General features: G+C 68.6%; 19 protein-coding genes and 2 tRNA genes. 7 read left to right on the top strand and 14 right to left on the bottom strand.

Going from position 1 to position 18723, the window contains the following annotated elements; translation table 11 throughout:
• The first annotated feature begins 641 nt into the window (after positions 1 to 641).
• The gene (locus ACSDR0_RS05335) at positions 642 to 1052 is read left to right on the top strand and encodes a hypothetical protein (RefSeq protein WP_435287591.1); all 411 of its coding nucleotides are present in this window, start codon (positions 642 to 644) and stop codon (positions 1050 to 1052) included.
• 53 nt (positions 1053 to 1105) lie between these two features.
• Complete coding sequence (locus ACSDR0_RS05330) at positions 1106 to 1339, top strand: hypothetical protein (protein WP_435287590.1); 234 nt, start codon at positions 1106 to 1108, stop codon at positions 1337 to 1339.
• 163 nt (positions 1340 to 1502) lie between these two features.
• On the opposite strand, the gene ACSDR0_RS05325 is transcribed toward ACSDR0_RS05330, so the two are convergent.
• The 8 genes from ACSDR0_RS05325 to ACSDR0_RS05290 form a co-directional block, all read right to left on the bottom strand.
• A complete protein-coding gene (locus ACSDR0_RS05325; protein ID WP_435287589.1) occupies positions 1503 to 1931 on the bottom strand; it encodes a PH domain-containing protein in 429 nt (142 codons plus the stop codon).
• A gap of 275 nt (positions 1932 to 2206) precedes the next feature.
• A tRNA-Met gene (locus tag ACSDR0_RS05320) sits at positions 2207 to 2283 on the bottom strand.
• A 78-nt stretch (positions 2284 to 2361) separates the two neighbouring features.
• On the bottom strand, positions 2362 to 2697 hold the full coding sequence (locus ACSDR0_RS05315) for a hypothetical protein (protein ID WP_435287588.1): 336 nt from the start codon (positions 2695 to 2697) through the stop codon (positions 2362 to 2364).
• A 388-nt stretch (positions 2698 to 3085) separates the two neighbouring features.
• Positions 3086 to 3159: transfer RNA gene (locus ACSDR0_RS05310), tRNA-Met, on the bottom strand.
• Positions 3160 to 3233: 74 nt separating this feature from the next.
• Positions 3234 to 6182: a UPF0182 family membrane protein gene (locus tag ACSDR0_RS05305; RefSeq protein ID WP_435287587.1), complete on the bottom strand. Its 2949-nt coding sequence runs from the start codon at positions 6180 to 6182 to the stop codon at positions 3234 to 3236.
• A 343-nt stretch (positions 6183 to 6525) separates the two neighbouring features.
• Positions 6526 to 7572: a YlbL family protein gene (locus ACSDR0_RS05300; protein ID WP_435287586.1), complete on the bottom strand. Its 1047-nt coding sequence runs from the start codon at positions 7570 to 7572 to the stop codon at positions 6526 to 6528.
• A gap of 83 nt (positions 7573 to 7655) precedes the next feature.
• Positions 7656 to 8081, bottom strand: a complete 426-nt coding sequence (locus ACSDR0_RS05295) for a molybdenum cofactor biosynthesis protein MoaE (RefSeq protein WP_435287585.1) — start codon at positions 8079 to 8081, stop codon at positions 7656 to 7658.
• A 180-nt stretch (positions 8082 to 8261) separates the two neighbouring features.
• Positions 8262 to 9335, bottom strand: a complete 1074-nt coding sequence (locus ACSDR0_RS05290; protein WP_435287600.1) for an NAD-dependent epimerase/dehydratase family protein — start codon at positions 9333 to 9335, stop codon at positions 8262 to 8264.
• A 79-nt stretch (positions 9336 to 9414) separates the two neighbouring features.
• On the opposite strand from ACSDR0_RS05290, the gene ACSDR0_RS05285 reads away from it, so the two are divergent.
• The 3 genes from ACSDR0_RS05285 (at position 9415) to ACSDR0_RS05275 (ending at position 12441) form a co-directional block, all read left to right on the top strand.
• Entirely contained in the window at positions 9415 to 10734 is a 1320-nt protein-coding gene (locus tag ACSDR0_RS05285) for a zinc-dependent metalloprotease (protein WP_435287584.1), read from the top strand.
• The gene (locus ACSDR0_RS05280; RefSeq protein WP_435287583.1) at positions 10731 to 11276 is read left to right on the top strand and encodes an NUDIX hydrolase; all 546 of its coding nucleotides are present in this window, start codon (positions 10731 to 10733) and stop codon (positions 11274 to 11276) included. The genes ACSDR0_RS05285 and ACSDR0_RS05280 overlap by 4 nt, the downstream gene beginning before the upstream one ends.
• Before the next feature lie 160 nt (positions 11277 to 11436).
• Positions 11437 to 12441, top strand: coding sequence for an endonuclease/exonuclease/phosphatase family protein (locus ACSDR0_RS05275; protein WP_435287582.1), 1005 nt, complete (start codon positions 11437 to 11439; stop codon positions 12439 to 12441).
• Between the two features lie 30 nt (positions 12442 to 12471).
• On the opposite strand, the gene ACSDR0_RS05270 is transcribed toward ACSDR0_RS05275, so the two are convergent.
• The 3 genes from ACSDR0_RS05270 to ACSDR0_RS05260 form a co-directional block, all read right to left on the bottom strand.
• On the bottom strand, positions 12472 to 13074 hold the full coding sequence (locus tag ACSDR0_RS05270; protein ID WP_435287581.1) for a DUF2064 domain-containing protein: 603 nt from the start codon (positions 13072 to 13074) through the stop codon (positions 12472 to 12474).
• Entirely contained in the window at positions 13068 to 13583 is a 516-nt protein-coding gene (locus ACSDR0_RS05265) for a M48 metallopeptidase family protein (RefSeq protein ID WP_435287580.1), read from the bottom strand. Before ACSDR0_RS05265 ends, ACSDR0_RS05270 begins: the two co-directional genes overlap by 7 nt.
• A gap of 141 nt (positions 13584 to 13724) precedes the next feature.
• On the bottom strand, positions 13725 to 14510 hold the full coding sequence (locus ACSDR0_RS05260; protein ID WP_435287579.1) for an enoyl-CoA hydratase/isomerase family protein: 786 nt from the start codon (positions 14508 to 14510) through the stop codon (positions 13725 to 13727).
• 465 nt (positions 14511 to 14975) lie between these two features.
• Between ACSDR0_RS05260 and ACSDR0_RS05255 the strand changes: the two genes are divergently transcribed.
• Positions 14976 to 16076, top strand: coding sequence for a ThiF family adenylyltransferase (locus ACSDR0_RS05255; RefSeq protein ID WP_435287578.1), 1101 nt, complete (start codon positions 14976 to 14978; stop codon positions 16074 to 16076).
• Positions 16077 to 16139: 63 nt separating this feature from the next.
• Entirely contained in the window at positions 16140 to 17477 is a 1338-nt protein-coding gene (locus ACSDR0_RS05250; protein WP_435287577.1) for an ABC1 kinase family protein, read from the top strand.
• A gap of 232 nt (positions 17478 to 17709) precedes the next feature.
• On the opposite strand, the gene ACSDR0_RS05245 is transcribed toward ACSDR0_RS05250, so the two are convergent.
• The 3 genes from ACSDR0_RS05245 to ACSDR0_RS05235 form a co-directional block, all read right to left on the bottom strand.
• On the bottom strand, positions 17710 to 17904 hold the full coding sequence (locus ACSDR0_RS05245) for a hypothetical protein (protein WP_435287576.1): 195 nt from the start codon (positions 17902 to 17904) through the stop codon (positions 17710 to 17712).
• 106 nt (positions 17905 to 18010) lie between these two features.
• Complete coding sequence (locus tag ACSDR0_RS05240) at positions 18011 to 18280, bottom strand: WhiB family transcriptional regulator (protein ID WP_329085648.1); 270 nt, start codon at positions 18278 to 18280, stop codon at positions 18011 to 18013.
• 128 nt (positions 18281 to 18408) lie between these two features.
• Positions 18409 to 18693, bottom strand: coding sequence for a hypothetical protein (locus tag ACSDR0_RS05235; protein ID WP_435287575.1), 285 nt, complete (start codon positions 18691 to 18693; stop codon positions 18409 to 18411).
• Between the last annotated feature and the right edge of the window lie 30 nt (positions 18694 to 18723).

Genomic DNA, 18723 nt, shown 5'->3' with positions numbered 1-18723 from the left:
CATCCCCCACCACCACACAAGGCGGAAAAAGGAACGCAGTGGATGTTCAACCAAAGGAATCCGTCCCCCACCCCAAAAGGTGGGTTGAACGGGGTTGTGCATCATGCACTGGCTTTTAACACACTGTTGAGTTCTCAAGAAACGGACGCGTACACCATCACCCTGACCGGCCAGATCGGCCGACCCGAACTCCGGGGCGTTCCATTTTCGTGTCACTATCTTATCAGGAGTGCCGGTTTCGTGTCAAACTGTCGGATTTTCGACCATCGACTCGAACCCGCCGAACCCGCTAGGATTGCGACCACCCCGTTTCCAGGGCAACCCCTCTAATTTACTCCCACATCCGGCCGATGTCCAATCGTGCAGACATGCCCGTTTTGTCGGGATCAGAGAGAGGGTTTGCTGGGCAACTCGTCCGTCTCAGGAGGTTTAAACCTGCGACTTCGCTGCCCTGCGAAAAGAACACTACCAGGACTCTCACGTCACAGAGACAACTTGCCAACCATCCCGGAGCTTCGCGCGTCCCAAACAGTCATAGGAAGTCGAAGCGCGCAACCAGACGTCAAGCCAATCGCAATCGACTCTGGATACGAAGTAGGCGCGAGGGTCAGGATCCTGACTCCGCCGTGGAGGTGAGCACCATGACCCGCTCGGAGTTCGACGACATCCGCGCGCACATCGACGCGGAGGCCGACCGTCCAGGTGACCTACTGAGGGTTGCCAGGTCTCTGCTGAACGACCTTGAAGACGCACGCATGAGAGAGGCGACCCTCCGCGCCTACTATCTGCGTCTCCTTACCGCGGCTCGGGCGACGGTCGCCGCGGAGGCGGCCGGCTACCCCGAGCCGTTGACCTTCCTCACCGACGAGCTCGCCAAGCGCGGCCAGCTCCCGACATCCGAGGACGAGGTGAACCGGATCCTCGGCGACGCCCACACCGCGGCGGCACTGCTGGCCTGTCTTGAGGAGAATCCTCTCGGAGCGACCCCGATGCACGCCGGCGGGTCTCGCGCGCGGAGGTGTGCCGGCACAAGCCGTAGCCTCCCACGATGAGGCGTTCCGCGTCATTGACCTGGGCTTGAACCAAGATCTGTAAGACTCCAGGCATGTTGCAGCGAGGGCTGAATTGGGCTGCGGCGACCCTGGTGGGCGCCTTCGGCTTTGTCTGGACCGGTGTAGTGATGTTCGCGGCCGTCGAGACCTCGATGTGGACGTGGCTCGGGCAGGTCTCCTTCGGGGCCTTCCTCACCTGCTGGGCTCTTTACAAGGCACGCCTGCTGGTACGCCGCACCAAGCCCGGTTTCGTCCCGAGACATCGCCGGGTGAGGGTCAGAGCCTGAGGAACGCCGTCGCGGTCCAGGGCCCGTCAGCCGCCGACCGGCACCGGGCCCTGGACCGGAGGGGTCCTGGACCGGAGGGGTCCTGGACCGGAGCCCGAAGACGCGGCCGCGGGCACCCCGGGAACGGAGGCCCGCGGCCACCGGCCTCCGAAGCCCGGACGGCCTATGAACCCGTCCGGAACGAGCGGAGCTCGTCGGCCACCTGCCGGCACGGCACCCCCAGATCGAACCGGCTGAGGAGGTGGATGCCCTCCCCCGTGTCGATCTCCAGGAGTTCCGTACGCGAGGTGAAACGGGTCCGCGTGTCCACCCGGATGCGCTCGACGGATCTCCACGGCACCCGTTCGGATCCGGCGAAGCCCCTCACCACGATGAGGCCCTCGCCATCGGCGGTCAGCCGTACCGGAGCGAGGACGTCACGCACCGCCAGCACCGTCAGCACCGCGGACGCGGCACCCGCGAGGATCGCGCCCCGGGGGTCTCCGAGGGTCAACACCGTGAGCACCGCGAAGGCGAGCGCGGCGACGATCTTCATGACGAGGAGGTCGCGGCGCACGCGCCAGCGCAGGACGGGTTCGGACGTTTCGGCCACAGCGGCACGCTACCTCTCGGACTCGGCACCCTTCGGACTCCGTAGCCCTCGAAGTACCTCCTTCGAAGAACTCCCACGAAGTACTTCTCTCAACGCTTCGCCATCTCCCGGACGCCCGGCTCGGCCCCTTTCGACCGTTCGCCGGTACCTCCCCACCCGCCCCGCGCGTACGAGGGTGTGATGCCCCGGCCAGCGGTTCGAGCGCAGGAAGACGAATTCCTGATTGTCGGAAATGCGAAAGGCCCTGATCTCCTGGGAGATCAGGGCCTTTCGATTGGTAGCGGGGACAGGATTTGAACCTGCGACCTCTGGGTTATGAGCCCAGCGAGCTACCGAACTGCTCCACCCCGCGTCGGTGTGTGTTTGAACAATATCCGGAATCCCCCTCCGGCTGCAAATCGGCGCGGGAACGCGGGGTGGCCCGCTCGCGCTATCCCGCCCGCGGGGACCCGGGTCGCGGTGTGATCGCCCAGGTCAGCATGGCCACGGTGAGGGCGATGAGCCCGAGGGCAAGAGGCACGTGGATGACGGTGATGCCCCCGCCGCCGGTCATCGACTGCGCGAAGCCGCCGACGAAGAGGGCGAGGCTGGCGAGTGCGGGCCAGCCGGGGCCACGGCCGGGGCGCCAGAGCAGGACCGCGGTCACCAGCTGGACGAGTCCGAGCGCGTGGACGGGCAGGGCGCCCGTGCCGTGCAGGCTCAGGGCGCCTGTGACGCCTCCGAGGAGCTGCCCTGCGGTCAGGCCCTGCAGGACGATGACAAGCACCTGTAGGGCCAGGACAACCCCGAGTACGGCCCGTGTCCTGGACCCGCGACCGGCTCGGCCGGACTCGGGGACGGGAGTGGCCTTGCTTTCGGGGGTCGAGGCGTCGCCGGATGTGGGATCCGTGTGCATTTCATCTGCCTTTCACCGCTCGACTCAAGTCTGGAATCGGCGGAAGAGGCGGATGAAACGCCCGCCGTCTCCCGTACGGGTCAAGGGTCGTCCCGGACACGTGGTGAGTCGTCAGACCGTGGGCGGTGGATGCTCTACACCCGTCGGCGTAGGCGACACTCCCGCGAGACGCGTAACCGGCCTTCCGAGGGAGTTCTTCGAAGGAAGGGCAACACAAAAGGCCCCGGTCGCCGTTTCCGGCGACCGGGGCCTTCTTTTGTAGCGGGGACAGGATTTGAACCTGCGACCTCTGGGTTATGAGCCCAGCGAGCTACCGAGCTGCTCCACCCCGCGTCGGTGTATGTCTTAACCATACCCGGCTTTGGTGGTGGACGCGAATCGAATGGCGCTGGGCTCCCCCGAGGTCTCTAGGGATTCGGTGCGGGCGTCGGTGTGGCCGATGGGACCGGTGTGGCCGACGGTGTCGCCGACGGCGCCGGGGACCCCGACGGCGAGGGCGACGGGGTGGGCGTGGGGCTCGTCGTCGCCTCGGTGCCCTTCAGCTTCGACAGCGCCGCCTGGAGCTCCTTCTGGGCGTTGCCGTAGTCGGTCCAGTTCGGCGGGTTGGCCTGGAGGGCCTTCTGCGCCTTGTCGTACGCCTTCTGCGCCTCGTCGATGGCCTGGGCCAGCGCGGTGGCTGGCTTGGCCTCCTCCGGTTTGGCCTCACCAGGCTTGGTCTCCTGCTGCGGCACCGTCTGAGTGCCGTTGCCGAAGACCTGCTCCAGCGCGCCCTTGAGCGTGTCGGCCGAACCGACCTTGCTGCCGTAGGCGACCAGGACGCGGCGGAGGATCGGGTACGGCTCCTGGCCGGAGGCGGCCGCGATCTCCACGTAGACCGGTTCGACGTAGACCAGGCCGTCGGCGAACGGCAGGGTCAGCAGGTTGCCGTAGCGGACCTTCGCCTGGCCGAGTCCGAGCAGGTTGAGCTCGCCGGAGAACTTGTTCTGGAAGTTGTTCTGAACCTGGCCGGGCCCGGGGATCGTGGTGTTGGACGGCATGCGCAGGATGCGCAGCTTCCCGTAGTCGGTTCCCGGGGTGGCGTCCACGGCCATGAACGCGGCCAGGTTGGGACCCTGGCGCGGCACGAACGTGGTGGTCAGGGAGAACGAGGGCGCTGTGGTCTTCGGCATCTTGACCGACAGGTAGTACGGCGGCTGCTTGGTGTCGCGGTCGCCGGACGACGGGTCGTTCGGGACGTTCCAGAAGTCCTGGCCGCTGTAGAAGGCGTTCGGGTCGGAGATGTGGTACTGGGAAAGCACGTCACGCTGGACCTTGAACAGCTTCTCCGGGTAGCGAAGGTGCTGCCTGAGCTCGGTCGACATCTCCGTCTGCGGCTTGATGACGCCGGGGAAGGCCTTGCGCCAGGTCTGCAGGATGGGATCCTTCTCGTCCCAGGCGTACAGGCTGACGGTGCCGTCGTAGGCGTCGACCATGGCCTTCACCGAGTTGCGCATGTAGTTGATCTGGTCGCGCGGCTGCGGGACCACCTGGCGCGGGTCGGTGATGGTGTCGCGCGTCATCGCCTCCAGGCTCTTGCTCTGGGAGTACGGGTAGGCATTGGACGTGGTGTACGCGTCGGCGATCCAGACCACCCTGCCGCCGACGATGGCCGGGTAGGGGTTGTCGTCCAGGCTCAGGAACGGCGCCACCTTGGCGATCCGCTCCTGCGGGTTGCGCTCATAAAGGATCTTGGAGTTCGTGTTGACGTCACCCGACAGCAGCAGGTTGATCTCGCCGTACTTGGCGGCGTAGAGCATCCGGTTGAGGAAGGATCCGACCGGGACCCCGCCCTTGCCGTCGTAGGTGGTGTTCTTCTGGCCGGTACCGCCGCTCTCGGGGTAGTCGAGCTCCTGCTTCTGCTGGCCGGTCCCGCCGACGACGACGTACGCGGTCGAGCCGGGTGCCTCGCCGAAGTAGATCCGCGACTCCTTCAGCTTCGTCCGGTCCACCAGGGCGCCGGTGACCGGCATGTCCTTGGCGTCGAAGTTGGGCAGGCCCTCGGAGTCGACCTCGTTGCCGGGCGCCGCCACGAAGCCGTTGCCGTGGGTGTAGACGAGGTGCCGGTTGATCCAGTTGTTCTGCTCCGCCGGCGGCCCCGTGAGCTCTCGCACGGCCACGACGGTGTCGCGCAGCGTGCCGTTCGAGTCGGGGTAGCGGTCGACGTCGAGCGGCTCGTGGAAGTCGTAGTAACCGCGGATTCGCTGCTTCTGCTGGTAGGTCTTGGCGACCAGGCTGGGGTCGAGCAGGCGCACGCCGGAGATCGAGCTGTCGGCGGTGACGTTGACCTTGCTCGGGTCGCCCTGAGCCGTGTAGTCGATCACCTCGGCGTCGTTGACGCCGTAGGCTTTTCGGGTCGCGTCGATGTTGCGCTTGATGTATTCCTGCTCCTTGCCCTGCTGGTTCGGCTTGACCTGGAACTGCTCGACCAGGGCCGGGTAGACCCCGCCGATCAGGATGGCCGAGAGCACCAGCAGGCCGAAGCCGACGCCGGGCAGCATGCCGCCGGATCGCACGACCCCGGCGAAGAACAGGACCGCGCAGATCAGGGCGATGATCGCCAGGATGCTCTTCGCGGGAAGCACCGCGTTGACGTCGGTGTAGGAGGCCCCGTGCCGGAATCCCCGGTCGGAGAAGACCAACCCGTACCGGTCGACCCAGTAGGCGATCGCCTTCAGCAGCACGAAGACGCCGAGCAGCACCGACAGGTGCGCCCTGGCGCCGCGTGAGGCGTGCACGCCGGGTGACTGAAGTCGGAACCCGCCGTACAGATAGTGCACGATCGCCGCCAGCATGGCGGAGAGCACCACCGCGACGAACAGGAAGTTCAGCACCATCCGGATGAACGGATAGGTGAACATGAAGAAGGAGATGTCCATCTTGAACTGCGGGTCGGTCTCACCGAACGGCGTGGCGTTGATGAACTCCAGCCAGGTCTTCCACTGACCGGAGAAAGACGATCCCGAGAACAGGCCGAGCACCGCCACGCCGATCAGGAAGATCAGCTTGCGGTGCGGGTCGAGGGCCATCCGATATCGGTCGGCGCCGCTGGCGCCGCCGAACATCCCCGGACCGAACATCGGCCGCATGCGGTACGCCATCAGCATGTTGCCGCCGACGATCCCGACCATCAGCAGTGCGCCGACGGCGAACAACAGGATCTGCGTGACGACCACACCGGAGAAGACGGCCGTGTAGTCGACCGATTCGTACCAAAGGTAATCAGTAAAAATACCGGCAAAAAGGAAGAATAACGCGACTATCGCGACCAGTGCGATCGCAACGGGAAGTAGCAGTCGTGGCCGGCGGGGCAAGCGCATTGCCCTGCCGGCTCCGGGGGTCCGGAAGCTCAAGGCCAACCCCTTGTCGTAAGAGCACGGTCCGTGTCTGGCAACCTACACCGGCGGGAGTTGGGTCGCGTTCGGCCTTTCGGGCACGGTCCGGCCACAACGCCCGCTGGTTTCGGGTCCACGGGTCCAACGTACGGGAGCCCTGATGAGTGCCCCGCGACAAGGCCCGGGACCGGAAAGCCACATCTTTTACGTGAATCAGGCTTCGCGCCCTGCTTTTCGGGCTTCTCTCACCGTCCGCAGGCGCCCTGCCCCGCTTTCCAGGCTTCTCGCCGTCCGGTCGGGCGCCGCTTCCCGCTTTCCGGCTCCCGGGTCAGCCGGCCCGGCAGGCCGGCACGGAACCCGAGCCGGTGCGGATCGCGTCGACCGCCTGGACGGCATCGCGCAGGGTCGCGACCTTGACCAGCCTGAGGCCCGCCGGGATCGCCTTGGCCGCCTCGGCGCAGTTGTCGGCGGGGGTCAGGAAGACCGTCGCCCCGGCCTTCCTCGCGCCGACCATCTTCTGCTGGATGCCGCCGATCGGGCCGACGGCGCCCTCCGCGGTGATCGTCCCGGTCCCGGCGATGGATCTGCCGCCGGTCATCGACCCGGGGGTGAGTTTGTCGACGATGCCCAGGGAGAACATCATCCCCGCGCTCGGCCCGCCGACGTCACCGACGTTGATCTTGACCTGGAAGGGGAACTTGTAGCCGACCCGCATGGTGATGCCCACGATGGGCATGCCGTCCTTGCTCGCGACGGTCGGGACGGCGACGGTCACGCTCTGGGCGCCCCGGTTGACGACGAAACTGACCTGCTCACCCGCCTTGTGCCTGCGGACGGAGGCGGAGACCGCCTCGCGGTCGGACACGGGCGCGCCGTCCACCGAGACGATCTCGTCGCCGGTCTTGAACTTCCCGTCGGCGGGCAGACCCTTCTCCGTGGAGGCCACGGTCACGACCGAGCTGTAGGGGATCTTCAACTCCGTCAGCGCCGCCGCGGTCGCGTCGTCCTGGGAGTTTGTCATCTCCTGGGTGTTCTGCTCCTCGACCTCCTTCGCGGTGGTGGCCGGAGGGAAGATCGTCTCCTCGGGCACGACCGCGATGGTGGGATCGATCCATCCCCTGAGCGCGCTGAAAAGGTCGATTCTGGTGCCGGGACCGCCCTGGTAGGCGACGGTGACGAGGCTGAGCTTGCCTTCCGTCGGATACGTCTGGCGCCCCTCGACGCTGATCACCGGCTTGCCGTCGACCTCACCGATGGTGTTCTCGGTCGGCCCGGGGCTCAGCACGACGTACGGCACCGGCAGCAGGGCGCCGACCAGCGCGAACATGAGCGTGAGAAAACCCGCCACCATGAGGGTCAGCGCTCGTCGGGACATGGACAAAGCCTATGCCGTACGACAGGTCATGAAACCGCACCCGGACCCCGCCGCGCCGACGGCCGCGCACCCGACGGCCGATCTCACTCGCAGGCCCCGACCCACTCGGAGGAGCCGTCGGTGAAAAGCTGGTTCTTCCAGATGGGGACCTGGCTCTTGAGGTCGTCGATCAGCCTGCGGGAGGCCTCGAACGCCTCGCCCCGGTGGGGCGTGGCGACCGCCACGACGACCGCGACGTCGCCCAGCCTCAGGTCGCCGACCCGGTGGACGGCGGCCAGGGCGGTCACGGGGAAGTCGGTGGCGATCTTCTCGGCCACCCGGCGGAGCTCGTCCAGGGCGCTCGGGTGCGCCGAGTAGGAAAGGCTCGTGACCGGTTTGCCATGGTCCTGTTCGCGCACCGTGCCGACGAAGACGGTCGTGCCGCCCGCGGCGTGATCACCGACGGCGGCGAGCACCTCGTCGACGGAGAGCGCGCTGTCGCGAATATCGAGCAACCGGATGACATCCACGCCGCAAAGCGTACCGCCCGGGAAAAACGCCTCCCGGCCGCGTACCCCTCCGGGGCGGGTCCCCGGTCGCCGTGAGAATCCCCTCGGCCTTCGTCCTCCGTGCCCCATGGGGGTCGCGCGAGGCCGTACGCCCTCTTACACACCACACGCACCGCGCACACCACGCGGACCACGTGATCGTCAGGTGCGGCGCTTCTTGCGGGCGGCGTGGACGATCGCCGCGGTGCCGAGGACGGCGACGGTGGCTCCGGCCGCGGTGATCGTGGCCTCCTTGCCCGACAGGCGGCGGCCCACGACGGCGTGCTTGCCCTCGCGCAACTCCAGGAGTTGCTCGAAGGAGGCCTCGTTGGTCCACACCGGCTTCCAGCCCGCCTCGCGCAACGCGGTGCAGTCGACCACCCACGGGTAGACGACGTAGTGCAGGTCGGCGGCCGGGGCCGGGGTGATGCCGAGGCGGTGCAGGCGCTGAGCGGTGCCGAAGGTCAGCCCGGCGGGCAGCTCCAGGCTGCGCAGCCCGGAGATCTCCTCCACCTGCTCCTGCTCCAGCCAGCCCTCGCCGCCGACGGCCACCACCCCCGAGACCGTGCCGAGCGCCGCCATCTCAAGGGCCGAGACAAGGTCATCGACGTGGCAGAACTGCCAGCAGGGGGCGCATCCCTTGACGGTCAGCAGCCGGGGCGCCTCGAAGTGCCGGGTCACCACGCTGTCGACGCCGGGACCCACCAGAGCGGCGGGCCGAACCACGGTCACGCCGAGACCGGGATGGCTGCGCAGGGAGCGCCGGGCCAGCGCCTCGATCTCCAGATGGTCGCCGACCATGCCCGTGTCGGGCTCGGCGGCGACCGCCGACCCCTCCGGCAGCGGGACGGGGTTGTCGGGGACGGCGCCGTACACCATGGCGCTGGTGACCAGCACGACCCGCCGCACCCGTGCGGCGGCGCTGGCGGTGAGCACCGTCTGGGCCGCTCGCAGATTGTAGGCGCGCCGCTCCGCCGGGTCGGCGTCTAGCGCGTAGTCGGCCGCCAGATGCACGAGCACGTCAATATCAGATATGCGGTTCGCCAAGAGCGGATCTCGGACATCGAGGACCCGCCAGGTGACGTCGGGAACGTCACCCCGCTGCTCGTCGATGGCCACGACCCTGCGGAAATCCGCAGACGAGGCGACCTTCGCGAGGAAGGCACGGCCTAGGCCCGAGGCGGCGCCGGTGACGGCGACGACGGGGGGGCGGGAGCGTTTCGAGGTAGGCACCAGGTCCTCACTTTGCACTGACCCGCCATGCGACGGATAACGTGGCGGATGTGGACTCCTCCATCCTGCACGAGGTAGAGCGGTGACTGACTTGCCAGGTCGGGAAAACGACCCCAACGAGAATCCGTTCGCCATGTTCGGCAACCCGGAGCAGATCGCAGCGGCAATGCGCCAGTTCGCCGACATGCTCTCCGCTCCGCCGACCTCAGGTCCCGTCAACTGGGACATGGCGAAGAACATCGCACGGCACGTGGTGGTCGCCGAGGGCGATCCAAGCGTCATGGAAGGCGAGCGGCGCCAGATCGTCGACGCCCTGAATCTGGCCGATCTATGGCTCAACGAGGCCACATCCCTGCCGAGCGGGGTGAGCAACCCCCAGGCGTGGAGCCGTTCCGAGTGGATCGAGAAGACCGTCCCGGTCTGGCAGAAGCTCTGTGATCCGATCGCCGCCCGCATGGTCGAGACCATGAGCGGCACGCTCGGCGCCACCGGTCTGCCCGCGGAGGCCCAGGCCATGGCCGGGCCGCTGATGGGGATGATGAAGCAGATGGGCGGCATGATGGTCGGCCAGCAGATCGGCCAGGCCATCGGCTCGCTCGCCCTCGAAGTGATCGGCTCCACCGACATCGGCCTGCCGCTGTCGGACAACGCCGCCCTGCTGCCCGGCGGCGTCGCGGCGTTCAGCCAGGGTCTGGAGACCCCGGCCGAGGAGATCCGCCTCTACCTCGCCCTGCGCGAGGCGGCCCACCACCGGCTGTTCCAGCACGTGCCGTGGCTGCGCGCGCACCTGCTCGGAGCCGTGGAGGAGTACGCCAGGGGCATCACGGTGGACGCGTCCGCACTGGAGGAGCAGCTCCGCGGGCTCGACATCAACAACCCCGAGCAGCTCCAGCAGGCGCTGAGCGGCGGCAACCTGCTCAAGCCCGAGGAGACCGAGCGGCAGAAGGCCGCCCTGTCCCGGCTGGAGACCATGCTCGCCCTGGTCGAGGGCTGGGTCGGCACCGTCGTGGACGGCGCCGCGGACGGCAAGCTCCCCTCGGCGACCGCGCTGTCGGAGACCGTACGCCGCCGCAGGGCGACCGGCGGCCCCGCCGAGCAGACCTTCGCCACGCTCGTCGGCCTCGAACTCAGGCCCCGCCGCCTGCGCGAGGCCGCCGCCCTGTGGCAGGCCCTGCAGGCCGACCGGGGCGTCGACGGCCGCGACGCGGTCTGGAACCACCCCGACCTGATGCCCACCGCCGACGACCTCGACAATCCCGAGGGGTTCGTACGGGGCGAGCCCGAGCTCGACCTGTCGTCCCTGGAGGGGACCCTGCGTGAGGAGCCTCCGGCCGTCCCGGGCGAGGAGGGCGACGGCGGGAAGGGCCGCAAGGACGACGGTGGCGGGGACGGCGGCGCGTGAGCCTGCGCGCCGACGCGAAGGACGTGCTCACAGGGTGGATCGCGCCCACGGCGGACGAGGAGATCCTCCGCAAGGAGTTCCTGGAGCACGTCCACGCCAATGACGACGCGATGTGGCGCGAGTGCGTCACCGGGCACCTGACGGCCACGACCGCGGTGCTCTCCCACGACGGCGAGCGGGTGCTGCTGACGCTGCATCCCAAGGCCGGGATGTGGCTGCCCATGGGAGGCCACTGCGAGCGCGGCGACGCCTCCCTGGAGGCGGTCGCGCTGCGTGAGGCCACCGAGGAGTCCGGCATCCCGGGCCTGCGGCTGCTGCCGGGCCCGCTGGCGCTCGACCGGCACCTGGTCTGGTGCCATCCGCCGCACAGTAGCCACCTCGACGTCGAGTACGGCGCCGTAGCCCCCGCCGGGGTCGAGGCCGTGATCAGCGCCGAGTCGCTCGACCTGCGCTGGTTCCCGCTGGAGGAGATCCCCGAGCTCTCCGACGAGGCGACCCGCCGCCTGGCCCGCCGCGCCCGCGAGGTTCTGCGCTCCACGTGACCGGACGCTCGGCTTCACCCGGTTCGACGGCGGGTTCCGGCCTGCCCGGGACACGGGCCCAGGGCGTTGGACCGTTTTACGCTTGTCTCACCTTTCCCCGGATATCTTCGTCCTCGTCAAGCTGTACGGAACGGATCGGGGCACTGTGAGCGTGGACATCGTGGCTGACAGGAGCGCCGGAGGCGTCGGGGGAACGGTGATGCCTCCGGCGCGGCGACGGCGGCGCTGGAGGATTCCCAAAACCCTCGCCTGGGCCGCGGTGACCCCGTTCGCCGCCTGGGCGGTGGCCCGGGTCGCCGGGCTCGAACGCGACTCGCTGACCACCCAGCTCATGACCGGCACCCCGTACGTGGCCGCGGCTTCGCTCGTCCCGGTGCTGCTGTCCGCGCTGACCCGCAACCGGGCGGCGACGGCCGTGGCGCTGATCACCACCGTGGCGCTCGGCCTCAGCGTGCTTCCCAGGGCCTTCCGCGCCGGGGATCCCGTGACGGGAACGCCCCTGCGCGTGCTGACGCTCAACACGCTGTTCGGGCACGCCGAGCCCGACGCCGTGATGGACCTGGTCCGGCGGCTGAACCCGGATGTGTTCAGCACCCAGGAGCTGACCCCGGGAATGGTCGAGAAACTGGAGGCGGCCGGGCTGGAGAAGATCATGCCGTACAAGGTGCTGGAGCCGGAGTGGAGCGCCGGCGGCAGCGGCCTGTACGCGCGGTATCCGCTGACCCCCAGGAATGACCTGTTCGAGGCGATCGGGCACAACATGCCCGCCGCGCTGATGACCGTGCCCGGCGCCAAGCCCGTCGAGATCGTCGACGTGCATCCCTTCCCGCCGCTGGGCAGGCAGGTTTACGACTGGACGGCGGCGCTGGACGCCCTGCCCTCCGCCGCGCCCGACACGATTCGCATCCTCGCGGGCGACTTCAACGCCAGTCTCGACCACGCGGCCATGCGCCGTTTCCTGAGCCGCGGCTATCTGGACGCGGCCGACAGCGCCGGGGAGGGCCTCACCCCCACCTGGCCGGTCAACAAGCGCGTCCCGGCGCTGATCACGATCGACCACGTCGTGGCGGACCGGCGGGTGGGAGTGAACGCGGTCAGCGTGCACACCGTTCCCGGCACCGACCACCGGGCCGTCTTCGCCGACCTGCGCCTGCCCCCGCCCTGACGGGGCGAGCGCTCGATCGCCCAGGGGTTCTCAGGGGGAGAGCAGGGCCCGGGTGTTGTCCCAGCCTTCCAGGCCCGGGTCGAGGAGGCCGATGTCGCCGGGAGTGCGCAGGCGATGCCAGCCGGGGCCCCTCGCGACCATGCGGCTGCCGGGCGCGGAGGCGCGGAGTGCCTTGACCGGGTCGAGGTCGTCGAAGCCCACCGCGGCCCAGCCGGGATAGGGGAGGTGGGCGGCGAACGCCACCGTGCCGCCCCCGGCGTCCGGGCAGACGGCGATCCTGGCCCGGCCGAGCTCGCGGAAGAGCTTGCCGATGAGCAACGGGGGCAGGTCGGGCGCGTCGGCGCTCAGCAGGACCGCCTGCTCACCGTACGGCAGGGCCGCGAAGGCGGCCTCGACCAGGGCGCTCCCCGAAAGATCGGGGATCTCGACGACCGGGGTGCCCGGCCAGACGATCTCCTCCATGCCCGGGACGCTCGTCACCACGACAGGGGAGACGAAGTCGAGCCCGGCGACGAGCTCGTAGGCGTCTTCGGCGACGGCCATGAGGAAGTCGGTGGCGTCGACTCCCGGTGGGGCGGCGTCCGCCACGGAGGAAGTGACCAGAACGGCCACCACCCGGTCTTCCGTCAACATTCCTCCGCGGAACCGTGAGCCGCCGTGGAGAATCCCTCCAGGAAGCCCCTGGCCCGCTCGGCCTTGGGATATCGTTCCACAAGCGCCCAGAAGCGTGAGCCGTGGCTCGGCACCAGCAGGTGGACGAGCTCATGCATGATCACATAGTCGACCACCCACGACGGCATGCCCCGCAGCCGCGTGGAGATCCTGATGGTTCCGTGATCAGGAGTGCACGAGCCCCAGCGGTGCTGCTGGTTCTCCACCCAGCGCACGCTCGACGGCTCAGCCTCCCCGCCCAGATAGCGGGCCGACAGATCGACGGCCCGATCGAGGAGATCGTCATCGGAGGGGCGTCTGCGCTGTTCCTTGGCCGCGAGGCGATCGAGCATACGGCGCACCCATTGTTCCTCATCGGTGCTACTCAGACCGGCGGGGAGGAGCACGATCGTTTTCTCGCCGTCGCGGTACGCAGAAACCGTCCGCCGGCGGCGAGAACTGCGGCGGACCTCGACTGTCTCGGGGGGCACATATGAACGGTAGCCGAGAATGGCGAATTCACACCAGGGGGTAGAACACGTTCCCGCTGGTCAATCCCCGTTCGCCGATTGTTCAGCGCGGGTGATCAACTATGACCGCGACTTATCTAATTAACCTGGATATCAGCCGTCTCATGCGTTGCCGAATCGCGGGACCCGCTGTTCTCTCTGGGCTGCCAGTCCTTCAAGCATGTCGTCGGAGATCATCGTGACCGGCTGGGCGAGAGACTCCCAGCGCAGCGCGGCGTCGAGGTCCGCGTGCCCGCCGCCCGCGAGGGCGACTTTGGTGAGCCGGGTGGCGACCGGCGCGTTGGCCGCGGTGCGCGACGCGATCCCCATCACCTCCGCCATCAGCGACTCCCGGGGAAAGGCCCTGGTCACCAGCCCCGCGGGGGCCGCCTCCGCGCCTGTCAACGTCCGCCCCGTGAGCAACATCTCCCTGGCCACGCCCACTCCCGCGACCCTGGGCAGCAGGTAGGTGGCCGCCATGCCGGGGTGCAGGCCGAGCGAGGTGAAGGGGGCGAGGAGTTTGGCCTCCTCGGCGGCGTAGACCAGGTCGCAGGCGAGGGCGAGGCACAGTCCCGCCCCGACGGCCGCGCCGTTGACGGCGGCGATGGTCGGCACCTCCAGATCGGCGATCGCCAGCCAGGTCCGGTAGAAGCCGAGCATCCGCTCGCGCAGGGCGGGGACCCCCTCCGAGGCCCGCTCGGCGAGCCAGGACAGGTCTCCCCCGGAACAGAACGCGTTTCCCGCTCCGGTGACGACGACGCATCTGAGGTCGCGGTCCGCCGCGAGATCGGCGACGGCCAGCCGCCAGCTGGCGGTCATTCCATCGGTCATCGCGTTACGCCGGTCGGGGCGGTTCAGAGTGAGCACCGCGACGCCGTCGGCACGCCGGTCGACCAAGAGCTCGTCCATGCCGGGGAGCGTAACCCACCCCCTCCCGGTCACCGCCTCCTGGGCCTGTCTTCTCCTCCGTCGCCTTCCAGACCCGCATGCCGGGCTCGCCCTGACGATCCGCCATCTCCCAGGAGTGCATCTCCCGGAATGTCCTCTCCCAGAGTGCATCTCCCCGAATGTCGTCTCCCAGCCCACCGTTCCCTCGACCCGCTGTCTCCCGGAATGTCGTCTCCCAGGAGTCCATCTTCCGGAATGGCCCTCATCCGGGAGGGCGAAAGATTTCCGGAGGCGGGTTATCCACAGGGCGGGAGTTATCCACAGGCGACGGAAAAGGCGTCCGGGATCTTGAAGGGCCATGCCACGCTGGCACACCCAGCCGGCCAACCTGCTCACCCGCTCCCCCTGCCACCCTGCGCAACCTGCTCCCTCTGCTCTTCGCTCCCCTGTCACCCGCAGGCTGCCCCCCGGAAGAAAGGCTCTCCGATGAGACCGCGTCTGAAGCCCGCTCTGCGCCGCGTCGCCCGAGACGGGCGCACCCTGCAGTTCGGCCTGCACCCCCGCCACGCGGTGGTGCTGACCGATCTCGAACCTGAGGTCCGCCGCTGGGTGGAGAGCCTCGACGGCGTGCGAGATCTCGCGGGTGTGCTGGCCGGCGCCGCCGAGGCGGGTCTCGGCGAGGAGCACGGCCGGACTCTGCTCGACCAGCTGGTCAGCCGTGGTGTGGTGGACGACGCGGGTGCGGGCCCCGGCCCGCTGCGCGCGCTCGCCATGGCCGAGCGTGACCGGCTCCAGCCGGATCTCGACGCGCTCTCCCTCACTCCGGGCACGATCGACGGCGGGCTCGCCGTGCTGGAGCGCAGGCGAGAGGCCCAGGTGCGGGTCTACGGCGCGGGCCGGGTGGGCGCGCAGGTCGTCAGCCTGCTCGCAGCCTCCGGCGTCGGCCGGATATGCGTCATCGATCCCGGCACGGCCCGGCGACAGGATGTCGTCCCCGGCGGGCTCGGCTGGACGGAGGTGGGAATGAGCAGGCAGGACGGCGCGGTCGCGGTGGCCAAACGGCTCGCGCCCGGTCTCACGGCATGGACCGGCGACGGGGCGGCACAGCTCGCCGACGGGGCCAGGCCTCCGGACCTGGCGGTGCTCGCGCCGGTGATGCCCCTGGACGGCCTCCTGGTCAAGGAGCTCGTCGAGTGGGAGATCCCCCACCTGCTGGTCGCCGCCTTCGAGGGCTCCGGGTCGGTCGGCCCTTTGGTGCTGCCCGGACGGAGCACATGCCTGCACTGCCTGGATTTGACCCGACGGGATCGCGACCCCGGCTGGCCCGTCGTCAGCGCCCGGCTGGGCGGCTTCCCCGCGGGAGAAATCGCGTGTGGCACGGTGCTGTCGACGCTGGTGGCGGCGTCGGCGACAGGCCACGCACTCGCCGTGATCGACGGCCGTGAGCCCGCTGTGACCAACAGCACAACGGAAGTATTGCCAGATTGGAGCTGGAAGAGGCGATCCTGGAGTGTTCATCCTCAATGTCGTTGCTTCCGAAACGAGTTGGGTTCGCTAACAATGGTCGCGTCGGCTACCTGCCGCTGACGGACACACAGCGAAGGGGGGGAGCGGCGTCTCGCTGTACCAGTGGATGCGCCGCTAACAAAGGTGAGTGACCTTCCGCGCCGCGCCGTTGCGCGCTCCGCCAAGCTGGCGGCCCTGCCGATCGGGTTCGCCGGTCGCACTGCTCTTGGTCTCGGGAAACGGATCGGGGGCAAGTCCGCCGAGATCGTGGCCCAGGAAATCCAGGAACGCACCGCCGAGCAGATCTTCAAGGTTCTCGGAGAGCTCAAGGGCGGGGCGATGAAGCTCGGCCAGGCGCTGTCCATCTTCGAGGCGGCGCTGCCCGCCGAGGTCGCCGGCCCCTACCGCGCGACCCTGACCAAACTCCAGGACGCGGCTCCGCCGCTTCCCGCGACGACCGTGCACAAGGTCCTCGTTGAGCAGCTGGGCGACGACTGGCGGGAGAACTTCCTGTCGTTCGACGACAAACCCACCGCCGCCGCGTCCATCGGGCAGGTGCACAAGGCGGTCTGGCACGACGGCCGGACGGTCGCGGTCAAGATCCAGTATCCGGGGGCGGGGAAGGCCCTGCTCTCCGACTTCACCCAGCTGTCCCGGCTCGGCAAGCTCTTCGGGGTGCTGCTGCCCGGCCTCGACATCAAGGCCGTCCTGAGCGAGTTGCGCGAGCGGGTGGTCGAGGAGCTCGACTATCTCCACGAGGCCGAGGCACAGCACGCCTTCGCCCTGGAGTTCAAGGACGATCCCGACTTCCTGATCCCGGACGTGATCGCCGCCAACGAGCAGGTGCTCGTCTCCGAATGGGTCGACGGCACCCCGCTGTCGCGGATCATCACCGACGGCACCCAGGAGGAGCGCGACCGGGCCGGGCTCCAGCTCGTCCGTTTCCTGTTCTCCTCACCCGCGCGGCTGGGCATGCTCCACGCCGACCCCCATCCGGGCAACTTCCGGATCGTCGAGGACGGCCGGATGTGCGTGCTCGACTTCGGCGCGGTCAATCGGATGCCCGACGGGTACCCACCGGTCTTCGGGAAGCTGACCCGCATCTTCAACAACGGCGACATGGCGACCGTGGTGCAGGGCCTGCGCGATGAGGGCTTCATCCGCCCGCACATCGAGATCGACCTCGAAGCCCTGCGGGCCTTCCTCGCCCCCTACGTCGAGCCGACCGCCGTGGAGGAGTTCTCGTTCAGCAGGGAGTGGCTCCAGCGGCAGGCCGCCACGGCCACCGACCTGCGTCCCGGCAATGTGGTGCGCCAGCTCAACCTGCCCGCCTCGTACGTTCTCATCCACCGCGTGCACGCGGCGGGGGTCGGCGTCCTCTGCCAGCTCGGCGCCACCGCCCGCTTCCGCCAGGAGGTCGTCCGCTGGGTCCCCGGGTTCTCCGACGAGGACTCCGGAGAACCCACTCTCACCAGCGTCTGAGGGATCTTTTCCCTCCCGCGACGCGGTGGGCCCGGCGAGACGTTTGAGGGGTGGCCCGCCGGAGCGGGTCACCCCTCGTTCGTCTCGCTCTTCTTGTCAGTCTCGCTCTTTCGTCTGCCTGGCCGTGCGACTTCCTGTCTGCCGTGCGACTTCGTGTGTCTCTCGTGCGTCTTCTACACGTCGCCGCCGGTTCTTACAGATCAGACCAGGTAAATCAGACGGACCAGGCAGATCAGATGAGGCGCAGGATCGCGCTCCGCAGGCGCGCCGAGGCGCGCTCCGCGTCGCGTTCCGCGCGCTGGAGGCGTCGAAGGCCTGCGGCCCTGCGATGCTCCTCCGCCTCGCGGTGAAGGGTCCGTATTCGGTCACGAACCATCTCTTCTTGCATAGATGACAGGTCGAGGCCTCTGGCGGTGAAGTAGCTCATCGGAATGGTCCTTTCGGAAACGTGCGGCTCGTGGTCGGTCGCGTTCTCGGTGGTTCGGGTTCTCGGTGGTTCGCGTTCTCGGTGGTTCGGGCAGCGACCGGGTTGTTCAGGCAGCGACCGGGTTCTTGCGGGGACGCCCGCGCGGACGCTTCCGGGGGACGATGGCCCCCCGCAGGACAAGCTCGCCGCCCCAGACGCCCCACGGCTCCTCGCGCTCCAGCGCGCGGGCCAGGCAGGCCTCACGGATCGGGCAGCCCCCGCAGAGCGCCTTGGCGAACTCCACGTCCTCCGGAGACTCGGCGAACCACAGGTCGGGGTCGGTACGACAGGGGATTGTGGCTTCGTCGATCAGGTCCATGACCGTCTGGGCCCCCATCTGCTTCACCTCTCAGCTAGGTGTTGATCTTCGATTACCTCTTGGGGTGGGGGTCAGGAATGACGCGGACAAACAAGAAGGCCGCGGATCCTGGGTGCGGATCCGCGGCCTGAAGGCTTTTTCCTCGGTCAGGTTATGACCGGAGGATGCCCCCAGGGTTGCGGACCGCGCAGTCCACCGTTTCCGATGTGCTTGGTCGTTGCTGCGTAGCTGCCGCCCACTCGGCCCCGAGCAGCCGGGACGTCCATCGCCGGGAGAGCGATCGGAGCGAACCAACGGCCGGTTTCGACCTGGAAATGGGCGGGATTGGCCTGCTGAGCCAGAGCTGCCGCGCCGCCGGCGAGGATGGTCTGGCTGTCGCAAGACAGAACGGTGTTACGGCGCGCGGAAGTGAGCCCCAGCTGGGACGTCATCAGAATGTTCCTCACAGCGGACTCACCTCC

It is taken from the genome of Streptosporangium sp. G11 (assembly GCF_051192615.1).
In the GTDB taxonomy this organism is placed as follows: Bacteria; Actinomycetota; Actinomycetes; order Streptosporangiales; family Streptosporangiaceae; genus Streptosporangium.
This window is presented reverse-complemented; position numbering and strand designations above follow the sequence as displayed.